General features: G+C 59.4%; 10 protein-coding genes. 3 read left to right on the top strand and 7 right to left on the bottom strand.

What is annotated here, in order from left to right:
* Positions 1-43 precede the first annotated feature (43 nt).
* Positions 44-823, bottom strand: a complete 780-nt coding sequence (locus tag F3J36_RS03495) for a transporter substrate-binding domain-containing protein (protein ID WP_021506096.1) — start codon at positions 821-823, stop codon at positions 44-46.
* Between the two features lie 13 nt (positions 824-836).
* Positions 837-2,003: a methionine aminotransferase gene (locus F3J36_RS03490; protein ID WP_059008773.1), complete on the bottom strand. Its 1,167-nt coding sequence runs from the start codon at positions 2,001-2,003 to the stop codon at positions 837-839.
* A gap of 125 nt (positions 2,004-2,128) precedes the next feature.
* Between F3J36_RS03490 and F3J36_RS03485 the strand changes: the two genes are divergently transcribed.
* Positions 2,129-3,010 (top strand): LysR substrate-binding domain-containing protein, encoded by an 882-nt coding sequence (locus F3J36_RS03485; protein ID WP_166718934.1) that lies wholly within the window; start codon positions 2,129-2,131, stop codon positions 3,008-3,010.
* Here the strand turns inward: F3J36_RS03485 and F3J36_RS03480 are convergent.
* Both F3J36_RS03480 and F3J36_RS03475 read right to left on the bottom strand, forming a co-directional pair.
* Positions 2,968-4,644 carry a methyl-accepting chemotaxis protein gene (locus F3J36_RS03480; RefSeq protein WP_125308763.1) on the bottom strand — a complete coding sequence of 559 codons (1,677 nt, stop codon included), beginning with the start codon at positions 4,642-4,644 and terminating at the stop codon, positions 2,968-2,970. The two genes, F3J36_RS03485 and F3J36_RS03480, sit on opposite strands and share 43 nt — an antisense overlap.
* A gap of 212 nt (positions 4,645-4,856) precedes the next feature.
* Positions 4,857-6,380 carry a carboxylesterase/lipase family protein gene (locus F3J36_RS03475; protein ID WP_166718933.1) on the bottom strand — a complete coding sequence of 508 codons (1,524 nt, stop codon included), beginning with the start codon at positions 6,378-6,380 and terminating at the stop codon, positions 4,857-4,859.
* Positions 6,381-6,571: 191 nt separating this feature from the next.
* Here F3J36_RS03475 and F3J36_RS03470 point away from each other — a divergent pair, with 191 nt between their 5' ends.
* On the top strand, positions 6,572-7,006 hold the full coding sequence (locus tag F3J36_RS03470) for a DoxX family protein (protein WP_058769762.1): 435 nt from the start codon (positions 6,572-6,574) through the stop codon (positions 7,004-7,006).
* Positions 7,007-7,074: 68 nt separating this feature from the next.
* Here the strand turns inward: F3J36_RS03470 and F3J36_RS03465 are convergent, their stop codons facing one another.
* The gene (locus F3J36_RS03465) at positions 7,075-8,415 is read right to left on the bottom strand and encodes a VOC family protein (protein ID WP_021506102.1); all 1,341 of its coding nucleotides are present in this window, start codon (positions 8,413-8,415) and stop codon (positions 7,075-7,077) included.
* 88 nt (positions 8,416-8,503) lie between these two features.
* The gene (locus F3J36_RS03460; RefSeq protein ID WP_058758506.1) at positions 8,504-9,838 is read right to left on the bottom strand and encodes an aromatic acid/H+ symport family MFS transporter; all 1,335 of its coding nucleotides are present in this window, start codon (positions 9,836-9,838) and stop codon (positions 8,504-8,506) included.
* Positions 9,839-10,162: 324 nt separating this feature from the next.
* Here F3J36_RS03460 and F3J36_RS03455 point away from each other — a divergent pair, with 324 nt between their 5' ends.
* Positions 10,163-11,083, top strand: a complete 921-nt coding sequence (locus tag F3J36_RS03455; protein WP_021506104.1) for a LysR substrate-binding domain-containing protein — start codon at positions 10,163-10,165, stop codon at positions 11,081-11,083.
* On the opposite strand, the gene smrA is transcribed toward F3J36_RS03455, so the two are convergent.
* On the bottom strand, positions 11,080-11,646 hold the full coding sequence (gene smrA, locus F3J36_RS03450) for a DNA endonuclease SmrA (RefSeq protein ID WP_021506105.1): 567 nt from the start codon (positions 11,644-11,646) through the stop codon (positions 11,080-11,082). The genes F3J36_RS03455 and smrA overlap by 4 nt on opposite strands.
* Between the last annotated feature and the right edge of the window lie 265 nt (positions 11,647-11,911).

Raw genomic sequence — 11,911 nt, 5'->3', positions numbered from 1 at the left:
TGAGACTGCCTGACCGGCAACTGCCGGTCAGGCTGGCACCCGCTTACTTGCTGACGCTGACGTCAATGCCCGGGAAGAATTTCGCCGCCAGTTTAGTGACGGTGCCGTCGGCCTGGACTTTAGCGATGGCCGCATCCAGTTCACCTTTCAGCTTGCTATCGCCTTTGCGCAGACCGAAACCAATGCCGGAACCGAGAATGGTGTCGTCTTCCACCGGCTTACCAGCGAAGGCGAAACCTTTGCCCTGCGGCTTATCGAGGAAACCAGACTGACCGGCGGCGGACATCACCAGCGTACCGTCAAGACGGCCAGCGACCATGTCGTTGTACACCTGGTTCTGATCCTGATACGACGTCACCGTCACGCCCTGGGATTCCCAGTGCTTTTTAGCGTAGGTTTCCTGAATCGAGCCCTGCAGCACGCCGATGTTTTTTCCTTTCAGCGACGCCGCCGTCGGCTCGAGTTTCTCGCCCTGCTTCACAATCAGCATGGTAGGAATGCGATAGATCGGGTTGGTGAAATCGATACTTTTCGCCCGCGCCTCGGTGATGTTCATCGCCGAGTTAATCGCATCAAATTTTTTCGCCTGCAGCGCCGGGATCAGCGCATCAAAGCTGCTCTCAACCCATTTGCAGTCAAAATGGCCGACCTGGCAGATGGCTTTGCCCAGTTCGATGTCAAAACCCTCCAGCTCGCCCTGCGCGTTGCGGCTTTCAAACGGCGGATATTGTGACTCCAGACCGTAGCGCAGGCTCTCCTGCGCCAGCGCCTGCACGGAGGTGATCATGCCCAGTGCGATAAACAGTGCGTTCAGTTTTTTCATTATTTTCCCCTAATTACCCTTTAACCCGGCACAGCGCCTGCGCGCCGGCTTCGAGCGTTGCGTCGTCTTTAGCAAAAGAAAGGCGGATTAATTTATTGTCAGTGCCATCCATATAAAACGCCGACAGCGGAATGGTAGCCACACCGTGATCGACGATGAGACGTTTTACCATTTCACTGTCGCTTTCGTCACTGAAATGTCCGTAGCTGGCCAACATAAAGAACGAACCGGCGCTCGGTAACAGCCTGAACGGTGAATCCTGCAGCAGCGTCTGCAGCCGGTCGCGCTTCGCCTGATAAAACGACGACAGCTGCAGATAGTTTTGCGGGTTCTGCAGATACTGCGCGAAGCCAACCTGCATCGGCGTATCGGCGGCGTACATCATGAACTGATGCACCTTGACGATCTCCGCCATCAGCGCAGCAGGCGCCAGCGCATAGCCAACGCGCCAGCCGGTGACGTGGAAGGTTTTGCCGAAGGAGGACACCACCACGCTACGCTGTGCCAGTTCCGCGTGCGTGGCCATGCCGCAGTGCGTCTGGCCGTCAAACACGATGTGTTCGTAGACTTCATCAGACAACACCACGATGTCGGTATTACGCGTCAGGGCCGCCAGCTGGTCGAGATCGGCGGCATTCAGCACCTGTCCGCTCGGGTTATGGGGCGTATTGATGATAATCATGCGCGTACGCGGCGTGATCGCGGCACGCAGTTCGTCCCAGTCAATCGCAAAATCCGGCACCTGCAGCTTGAGGCCGATCGGCGTCGCGCCCTGTAACCGCACCACCGGCGCGTAGCTGTCAAAGGCTGGCTCAAAGAAGATCACTTCATCACCCGGATGCACCAGCGCCGAAATCGCCATGTAGATGCCCTGACTGGCACTACCGGTGATCAGGACTTCGCTGGCGGCATCGTACTGCTGGCCATACAGGCGGTGCACCTTCTCCGCCAGCGCTTCACGCAGCGCCGGTAAACCGGTCATCGCGGCGTACTGATTATGGCCGTCGCGCATCGCCTGGCTGACCAGCTCAACCAGCTGCGGGTCACACGGGAAATTGGGTGCGCCCTGAGAGAGATTAACGGCCTGGTGCTGTGCGGACAGCTGGCCGATCACGCTAAAAATGGTGGTGCCGACGTCCGGCTGTTTGGAGGAGAGCTTCACGCTGCTGTTCAGGGTCATCATTGCTCCACAGGTTGCATAACCACGTATCGTAAGTAGATTTCTATTCAACGGCGCGACGCTTGAGTCGACAAGCGAATTGTTGTCATAATAGCCATGATAAAAAATCATAGCTCGAGGCCGTTATGTCCCGCTCTGCTCTGCCGCTCAACGCCATTCATGCCTTTCTGGTCACCGCCCGTCATCTCAACCTGACGCGCGCCGCCAGCGAACTGTGCATCACTCAGGGCGCGGTGAGCCGCAAAATTGCGGCGCTGGAGAGCTGGCTGGGATTTGCCCTGTTTGAACGCCACGCGCGCGGTCTGCATCTCACCGCTCAGGGCGCGGCGCTGCTGCCGGAGCTGCAGCAGGGATTCAATCTGCTGGTCAATGCCACTGAGAAAGCCAGCCGCAGCAACGCCTCGATTCGGCTGAAAGCCCCGACCTGCGCCATGCGCTGGCTGGTGCCGCGTCTGGTGGCGCTGGAGCAGCAGCGGCCAGACATCCACGTGGCGCTCACCACCACGCTCGATCACGCGTCGCAGCTGGAAAACTTTGATGCCGCGATTGTATTCGGCACGCCGCCTGCCGGTGCCATTCCGCTGTTTGCCGAGCGCCTGACGCCGGTGCTGGCCAGCAGCGTGCCGGCGCCGCGCCATGTCAGCGAACTGGCCAAATTCACCTTCCTGCATCCGACCGGCGATACGCGCGACTGGCAGCTGTGGCTGTCCGGCCAGGCGGAGCAGCTGCCGATGGCGCGCAATCAGCACTTCGCCACCATGGATTTGGCGATCAGCGCGGCGATTCAGGGATTTGGCGTGACGGTGGCGGATATTACGCTGGTGGAGAATGATTTGGTCAATGGGCGGTTAATCGCCCCGTTTGCCGCGAGTGTGGCAACCGGGGCGAGCTACAGCCTGTTACAGCGGGCGGAAAAAGATGCGCCACCATTTTTGCCGCAGCTGGTGGCGTGGTTGTGTCAGCCTCAGAATGAAACCCACTCTTCACTGCTGGCGGGTTTACCCTGAGCGCCTGCGGCGGCAGATAACACAGGCCGGCGCAGCGCAGGCGCGGCAGCGGATGCCACGGCCTGCGCGCGCGGTGCGCTGTCGGACAGGCGGAACTTCGCCACCGACGCCTGCAGCTCTTCGGTCTGACGCTCCAGCGCGCTGGCCGCCGCCGACACCTGCTCCACCAGCGACGCGTTCTGCTGGGTGACGCTGTCCATTTCGGTGACGGCGGTGCCGACCTGCGAAATCCCTTTGCTCTGCTCTTCCGACGCAGCAGCGATGTGCTTCATGATCTCATTCACATCCTGCACCGACTTCAGAATGTCATGCATGGTGCTGCCGGCGCTGCTGACCAGCTCCGAGCCCTTTTCAACGCGTGACACCGAATCTTCAATCAGCGTGGCGATCTCTTTTGCGGCGCCGGCGCTGCGTTGCGCCAGGTTGCGCACTTCGCTGGCCACCACGGCAAAGCCGCGCCCCTGCTCACCGGCACGCGCCGCTTCGACTGCCGCGTTGAGCGCCAGGATGTTGGTCTGGAAAGCGATGCCGTTGATCACACTGGTGATTTCGGCAATCTTTTTCGAACTGCCGGAAATGCCCTGCATGGTGGTCACCACTTCGCCAACCAGACGGCCGCCCTGCTGCGCGGTGCCGGTGGCGGTCTCCGCCAGCGCGCTGGCCTGACGTGCATTGTCGGCGTTGAATTTTACCGTGGCGGTCAGTTGCTCCATGCTGGCTGCGGTCTGTTCCAGCGCGGCCGCCTGCTCTTCGGTGCGCGATGAAAGATCGTTATTGCCGGCTGAAATTTCTGCCGCGCCGCGGTAGATGTTCTCCGTGCCGCTGCGGATGGCGCTGACTGCTTCACGCAGGCTGTCCTGCATCGCCCGCAGCAGTGGCACCAGTTTGCCGACGCAGTTGCGGCCAAATTCTTCCACCGGCTGGCTGAGATCGCCCTGCGCAATCACGGTAAAATGGTTACGAATGCGATCCAGTGGTTTCACCAGCATCGTCACCAGGTAACGGTCAGTGAACAGCAGAATCAATAAGCCGAACACCACCGCCGACACAATAATCACTTTGGTCATGCTGGTAAGCGTGTCCACGGTCACGCGGGTCTCATCCAGCTTGCTGCTGGCGGCCTGATTAAACGCTTCTGCGCTGGCACCAAACGCCCGGCTCAGCGGCGGTGTGACATTGTTGGCCTGCGCGCGCCATGCATCCAGTGAAGCCTGCTGCGCCAGCGCCACCTGTGGCGCGATCCCCTCATCCAGCAGTTTCTGCCAGCTGCTGATCACATTGTTCACCGTTTCGCTGTCCATCGGACCCGGCGCCATGGCTTTGAACTGGGTTAACTGCTGTTTCATGTTATCCAGTGCCTGCTGCACCGGTGCGAACGCTTCTGCGGTCGGCGCGTTACCGGCGGTGCGGCCTTCCATTACCCGCGACAGACGCGTGACCACGCGGAAATATTGATCGTTGCCTTTGCTGAGCGCCGTCATCTGGTTTACCAGCTGACGATCAATCTCGTTACCCTCGCCGAGCGCATTCAGCGAGTGGACGCTGAACAGCCCTACGCCACACCATAACAGGCAGAAAAGCCCGAGAATGGTCAGCATAACGGCGCGAATCGTGAAGTTTTTTAACATACCCATACATAATCCCCTGGTGTGAACGCTGGCAGCCCGGATAAAACAGGGCTTAGGGTATTTATCGGCAGCGAACCGGGAAAAGATAAATGTTTTGTAAGCTAATTAATTGCAGGATGGGGTGCCGCGCGGGGCGGCTGAGCGGTCGTAAAATCAGGCAGATAGCGGCCAATTTGCCTTAAAAAAACATTGATGTTTTTACATGATTAGCAGGCTTATTAAAGTTTAACGTGGCTGCGCATCATCAGGCGAAACAGACGCAGACGGCCGCGCATAAATCGCGCCTTCAGCACCGATTCCGCTTTACCGTCGTGGCCAAAGGCGAGAGTCAAATCTTCACCCGGCCGCCACACCGGCCAGTCGGGTTCCCCGTCGAGCCGCAGCCGATGCCTGAACTCACTGGCATCCCGCGCAAAGGCCACCCACCAGGCGCTGACGCGCCCGGCAAAGGCGATATCGCTGGCGCTGTAATGCCAGTCACCCGGCGGCGGCAGCGTCGCGAGCGTATTGAAGACATAAGGAATTTCGTTGCCGTGCCAGGTGCCGTGCGGGTAGAGGTGACGCGCGTTTTCTGACACATAATCAAACCAGTAACGCCACGCAGGCATGCCGATGCTGTGCTGCGACTGCGCCACCAGCAGCGGCATGACGGTAAACGCCATGTCGCGCGCCACCGCGCGTCCCAGCAGGCTGTCATCATGGATATCGTACAGCCACTTCAGCAGGCGATAACTCAGGCGACTTTTGCTGCGCAGCTGTTGTAACACGCTGCGGGCATCCACGCCGAAGTAGTCCAGCACGCTGGCTTCGTCGCTATTGCTGCCAATCATCAACGGCACGCGATGCTGTTTACCCGCCATAAAGGTGTCGAGCATCGGTCTGGGTAGCACCGCATCGCCGCTGATGGCCACCGGCCCCAGCGCCAGCGGTCGCTCCAGCGGCCAGAAACTGTCGGCCGGCAGTGCGCGCAACTGTTCCGCACTGGCATCCGCGGCCAGATTGAAATGCGCTGCCACCTGCAGGCCTGTTTGCTGCGCCTGCTTATGCGGCACGTCCGGCAGGCTGTAGGCACTTTGCACGATGCCCTTATGGAACAGCCCTTCGGCCAGCGGCGAGCAGCACAGCGACAATACGCTGCGCGCGCCGGACGATTCGCCAAACAGCGTGACGTTATGGCGATCGCCGCCAAATGCCGGGATGTTACGCTGAATCCACTGCAGCGCGGCAATCTGATCCAGCAGCGCAAAATTATTGACCACCTTGCCCGGCGGATACTGGGCGTCGAGCGCCGGATGCGCAAAAAAGCCGAAATGGCCAAGGCGGTAATTGAGTGTCACCACCACCACGCCCTGCGCTGCCAGCGCTTTGCCGCGATAGGGATCAAGGCTGCCGGCGCCGATGCTGAAGCCGCCGCCGTGCAGCCATACCATCACCGGTAACGGCGTAGCGGGTTCGACATCCGGCGTCCAGACATTGAGATAGAGGCAATCTTCGCTGAAGCGGCCCGGATCGCCGCCGCCAGCCGCCACACAGTAGTCACGATTTTGCCAGCTGGCATCGCCCCACGCGGTGGCATCGCGCAGCGTTTGCCACGGTACCACCGGCTGCGGCGGACGCCAGCGCAGTGCGCCAACCGGCGGCGCTGCATAAGGTATTCCTTTAAAGGTAAACAGTTCATCATCCATCAGGCCTCTGAGTTCACCTTCTGCCGTCATGATCCTCAGACGTCGTTCATTTTTCATTGCGGGTTCCTGGTAAAGCCTGATTCCATTATTTGCAGGCCTCAGTGGAATGTCTATGTTCTGCAAGCATTTGCAGATTAAGCCGAATAAGCGACCGATTCATTGAACAACTTCATCAAATTTTTTGGTTAACTGCAGCGGCGCATTCTGTTTTATGGTTGCAAGTTAACCTGGCGTGACGGAGAGACGCGATGTTTGCTGGCATCAATCAGCTGTTCACCCGGATGAGCGATCACCCGGATTTCGGTAAATTGCTGTTACGCTTAACCTTCGGCGGGCTATTGCTGTTTCATGGCGAGTTTAAGGCGATTCATGGCGTCGGCTGGATCGCCCATCTGCTCAGTGTCAAAGGCATGCCAGGTTTCATCGCTTACGGTGCTTACATCGGGGAAATTGTGGCACCCATCATGGTCATCGTTGGCCTGCTGACGCGCCCGGCGGCCTTTATCATTGCCGTTAACATGGTAGTCGCAACGCTGCTGGTGAAAATGGGCGCACTCTGGCATCGCACCGATGTCGGCGCCTGGTCGCTGGAAACGGAAGCGCTTTACCTGCTGGGCGCGCTGGCCATCCTGTTCCTGGGTGCCGGAAAATATACGCTGGTGCGCGACGCACGCCTGCAATAATCATTAGAAAGAAAACCAGCCGGCCTGTAAAAGTGATCCTGTCACTTTTCAGGCCGATTTTTTACGCCCTACTCCTGCACGCCGCAGCGCGCCAGACTGCGCTGTTGCGTCTGCTGATACAGCACCATCTCATCCTGCACGGCGGCACCGAGCGCGGCTTCAAAATCGGCACGACTGGCATTGCCGGCGCTGCGTGCCTGAGTCTGGTTGCCCAGATTAGACTGGAAAATCCCGGCCGCGCTCACCGGCAGAAAATCTTCGTAGACAATCGGTTCCGCCTGTAAACGTCCGGCGGCCAGCAGCTGCGCCACGGTTTCCCCGGCGCGCGGCGGCTGATGCTCGCCCTGCGGCGTCAGACGGTAGCGGAACCACGCCAGCTCCTGCTCGCGCAGCGTCTGTTCATCATCAGGAAAATCACGAAACACCGCGCTGAGGTGCTGCTGATGCTGCTGGTTATCGCTGCCGGTACCGGCCTGTGCCAGCAGCCGGTCGTACAGCGCGCGGCCTTTAGGCGTAAGTGCCGCGCCGCGCTGCTCAATTTCACCAAAGCGCGCGGTATGGGTGCCCGGCGTGCCATCATTAAAATGCACCGCCTCTTCCAGCGCTTTGAAGCTGGTCTGGCGCAGCAGAATCGGCACCGCGCGCGGCGGCGGCCCTTCAATCAGGATTTTCGGTTCGATGCCGCGCGAAGGCATCAGCGCCTGCACGCGATCGATATCCAGCGTACGTGGCGTCAGGTGATTGATGTGGCAGCCGCGGAAGCACACGACGTCGGCAATCAGGCGATGCTGCTGGCTCAGCGCGCGGTAGGTGGCGCTGTCCACCGTGGTGTGCGCATGCCAGCGAAAGGTTTCCAGCGCCTCCTGAACAAAGCGGGCGGCATCGGCAGCATTGAGACCGCCCTGCTGCTGATGCTGCGCGATCAGTGCCCGGCAGCCAGGCGTGAAGATGTCGCGCGCCGCCAGAATAGCCGCGGCTTTGTCGCGCAGGGCGGCATCGTCGATCAGCTCCAGCCGCAGCAGCGAGGTGAAAACGCGGAATGGATTGCGCCGCAGCGCGCTGTCGCTGACCGGGCGAAAGGCAGTAGAGTGCACCGGCACGCCCGCCTGTGACAGATCGTAATAGCCCACCGGCTCCATCCCCATCACGGCAAACATCTGCCGCAGCGTGCTGAGCTCTGCGGCAGTGCCGACGCGAATGGCACCGTGACGCTCCACGCCGAGCCGGCTCAGCTCATCGGCAGCGGCCAGACGGTTTTTCAGCGCCGGCTGCGCTTCTAAGGTGCGTTCGTTAACGGCGGTAACCAGCTGCGTCAGGGTGCCATACTGCGGCACCTCCTGCTGGTACATGGCCGACATGGCCTGAGAGAACAGCGTGCGGATGGCATCGCGGGTGAGAAAGTTATCCATGGTCATCACCTTGGGCTAAAGGGTTGCTGCTACTGTAGATCAACCCTTTAGCGGCGGGTAACATTTTCGCGGAACTGTGATCGCCCTGTCACTCGGTGGCGCGCGGCTGGTCACCAAAGCGGCATTTCAGTACCAGCATCAGCGTGGTCAGCGCCGCCGGCAGCGCCAGCAGCAGAAAGATCTGACTAAACGACCAGCCGAGGGACAGCAGCTCAGCGCCGACGAAGGCGCTGATGATCGCGCCGATGCGGCCAACGCCGTGCATCCAGCTGGAGCCAGTCGCGCGGGCATGGGTGGGATAGTAACTGGCCGAGAGTGCATTCATGCCGGTGTTGGCACCGTTAAAACAGAAGCCGCTGCAGAAGGCGATGGCGCTCATCAACCCGACCTGCGCCGGGGAAAACCCGAGCGCCACGATGGCGATGCCGCCGCAAAAGTAAATGATGGCCAGCGCCAGATTGGCGTTGATGCGGTCCATCAGCCAGCCGGCAAACAGTGAGCCAACGGTGCCGCCCGCCTGATACATGGCGGTGACGATAGCCGCTTCGGTGACAGACATGCCCAGTGTGTTAATCAGCGATGGCAGCCAGCTGCCAATCAGGTAGACCAGAAACAGCCCCATGAAGTAGCCGCCCCACAGCATCAGGCTGCCAAACAGATAGCGGGGTGAGACGACGGTGGCCACTGCACCGTGGCGCGCGGCCAGCGGTTCACTGCTTTGAAAATGGCTGTCAGGCCGGACGCTGCCCGGCAGCATGCGCGCCAGAATAGCGTGAATGCGCGCAGCGGGCGCGCGCTGGCTGATGAGAAAGCGCACCGACTCCGGCAGGCCGCGCAGCAGAAACGGCAGCACCAGCAGCGGCAGCACGCCGCCCATCAGCATCACCGAATGCCAGTCATAGCGCGGCAGCAGCCACGAGGCGGCAAAACCGCCGGAGGCCGCGCCAAAGGTGAAGCCGCAGAACACCACGGTGATAATAAACGAGCGACGCCGCTCGGGCGCGTATTCAGCCACCAGCGTGCCGACGTTGGGCATCGCCGCTCCCAGCCCCAGACCGGTGAGGAAGCGGAACAGCATCATCTGTTCGATGTTTTGCGCCATGGCGGTCGCCAGCGTCCAGAGGCCAAAAAACAGCACGCTGAGCAGGATCATCACGCGGCGGCCGTAGCGATCGGCCAGCGGTCCAGCCACCATGGCGCCCAGCGCCAGGCCAATCAGTGCCGCGCTGATCACCATCCCCAACTGATGATTGGTCACGCCCCAGCTGGCTTTCAGCGTCGGCGCGATAAAGCCCATTAGCGCGATATCCATGCCATCCAGCGCCACCACGACAAAGCACAGCGCAATTAAACGCTTCTGCCAGCTGCTTAACGCGCTCTGGTTGATGAGCTGGCGGACGTCAATGGCTTCAGCGCTGGTCACGGTACCACTCCTGCAGGATTATCACGAATAGGTCATCAGTTTTGGTAAAAAAAAACGGCGCTTATGATAGCGCATCGTTAACAATAACGGGCAGGATTTTTAAGTGAAATTGAGAATTATTCAACATTTTACCCGCTAAGCTACTGATAACGCTGAGTACAGAAACGCGCCCGGACGCCCGGTTATTTATAAAGCTAACCAATACAGCCACTTACTAAAACTTCTCACGCTGACTGTTTTTGTTAATATAATTTTGCAGGTAAGTTAACAGAATCTCGGTCAGCCACTTGCCGCTGACCACTCTGACTCATTACGCTGGCGTTTATGGACAAAAATCATCTCTTTAATCAGCGCATTCGTCTGCGCCATTTACACACCTTTGTGGCAGTCGCGCAACAGGGCACGCTGGGCCGCGCGGCGGAAACCCTTAATCTGAGTCAGCCGGCGCTGTCTAAGACGCTCAATGAGCTGGAGGAACTGGCGGGCGCCCGTCTGTTTGAGCGCGGTCGCCTCGGTGCTCAGCTGACGACACTGGGAGAACAGTTCCTGACCCACGCGGTGAAAGTACTGGATGCGCTTAACCACGCCGGACAAAGTTTCAACTCGCCGGTTTCCGGACGCCCAATCGTGATCCGCCTTGGCGCCCTCACCACCGCCGCCATGGGGATGCTGCCGCAGATCCTGGATCGCTTCCACGAACAGCAGCCGAACACCACAGTACAGGTGGCCACGCTGCACAATAATGTGCTGCTGGCTGGCCTGCGCGCCGGGGAGTTTGATATTGGCATTGGCCGTATGGCGGACAGCGAAATGATGACCGGCCTGACCTACGAATTGCTGTTTCTCGAATCGCTCAAGCTGGTGGTGCGACCGGAGCACCCGCTTTTAAGTGACAACGTCACACTTTCCCGCGCCATGCAGTGGCCGGTGGTGATTTCGCCTGAAGGCACCGCGCCGCGGCGTATTGCCCAGCACATGCTGGATGAACAAGGCTGCTCGCTGCCGGGCAACTGTGTCGAAACCTCGTCCACCTCGCTGGCCCGCCAGCTGGCGCTGCGTTATGACTATGTGTGGTTTGTGCCATCCGGCGCGGTGAAGGAAGATTTAAGTCACAATGCGCTCAGCGCGCTGCCCATCGCATCGCCTGGCCCCGGTGAGCCGGTGGGCATTATTACCCGCAGCGGCCACTCGCTCTCGCTCAGCGCGGAAGTGCTGATGGCCACTATCCGCAAATTTCACAGTTAACGGCTGCGTTTGGCGTGGCGTTCGCGATTGTCGAGGCGCGCGCGATCGGTTTTGCGCAGCCCGACATAAACTGCACCGCTGCCGCCGTGTTGCGGTTGCGCACTGCAGAAGGTCTGAACGTCGTCAAATTGCCGCAGCCAGCGTGCCACGTAGCTGCGGACAATATTGGCGTGCGCTTCATCATCCCGCCCTTTGCCATGAATAATCAGCAGATTGCGCAGGCCCTGTTTGCGCGCTTCCAGCATAAAGCTGAACAGCGATTGCCGGCAGGTCTCCACCGGCTGGCGTAACAGATTAAGACTGGCGTCCAGCGTATATTTGCCCAGCCGCAGCTTGTCGAGCACGCCCTGCTGAATGCCATCGGCTTTATATTCCAGCGGCGTGTCGCGCGGGATAATCTCAAGGAAGCCGCGCGTCAGGAAGTTTTCCGGTGCGTCGTCATGCGGCTGCTGGCGCGGCGCTTTAGTAGACGGCGCGCGCAGCCACTGGGTGTTGGCGCAATCTTTTAACGGGGTTACATCACCCATGGCATCGCGGAAAAGGTCTTCATCATCAAGGTTCATGGTGTTTTCCTCACGCCTGGTGGTGAATCGGGCGCAACATGCCACCCGAAAGCAAAATAGTAGCAAAGGTTATCCGCTATCACATCCGTCACTTTCTGCGCAGGATCAGGTTGTGTCCGGATGTAAATATGGAAAGAAAACGTTCCAGATCAAAAACCGGTTGGTAATTTGCAGACATCAAAGCCTCGAATACCCAGCATTTGTGCGGTTTTGATCATTATTACTGCTCGGATGAGTTCACATGACAAAGAAAAATGTTAAAATT

Origin of the sequence: Pantoea sp. Cy-640, assembly GCF_011752635.1 — a bacterium.
GTDB classification, from domain to species: domain Bacteria; phylum Pseudomonadota; class Gammaproteobacteria; order Enterobacterales; family Enterobacteriaceae; genus Pantoea; species Pantoea dispersa.
The sequence above is the reverse complement of the archived record's forward strand: the minus strand, read 5'-3'. Positions and strand labels throughout refer to the sequence as shown.

What these genes read in the sequence shown, in the direction of transcription:
- F3J36_RS03495 (WP_021506096.1), bottom strand. Translation starts at nt 823, where the DNA reads ATGAAAAAACTGAACGCACTGTTTATCGCACTGGGCATGATCACCTCC.
- F3J36_RS03490 (WP_059008773.1), bottom strand. Translation starts at nt 2,003, where the DNA reads ATGACCCTGAACAGCAGCGTGAAGCTCTCCTCCAAACAGCCGGACGTC.
- F3J36_RS03485 (WP_166718934.1), top strand. Translation starts at nt 2,129, where the DNA reads ATGTCCCGCTCTGCTCTGCCGCTCAACGCCATTCATGCCTTTCTGGTC.
- F3J36_RS03480 (WP_125308763.1), bottom strand. Translation starts at nt 4,644, where the DNA reads ATGGGTATGTTAAAAAACTTCACGATTCGCGCCGTTATGCTGACCATT.
- F3J36_RS03475 (WP_166718933.1), bottom strand. Translation starts at nt 6,380, where the DNA reads ATGAAAAATGAACGACGTCTGAGGATCATGACGGCAGAAGGTGAACTC.
- F3J36_RS03470 (WP_058769762.1), top strand. Translation starts at nt 6,572, where the DNA reads ATGTTTGCTGGCATCAATCAGCTGTTCACCCGGATGAGCGATCACCCG.
- F3J36_RS03465 (WP_021506102.1), bottom strand. Translation starts at nt 8,415, where the DNA reads ATGGATAACTTTCTCACCCGCGATGCCATCCGCACGCTGTTCTCTCAG.
- F3J36_RS03455 (WP_021506104.1), top strand. Translation starts at nt 10,163, where the DNA reads ATGGACAAAAATCATCTCTTTAATCAGCGCATTCGTCTGCGCCATTTA.
- smrA (WP_021506105.1), bottom strand. Translation starts at nt 11,646, where the DNA reads ATGAACCTTGATGATGAAGACCTTTTCCGCGATGCCATGGGTGATGTA.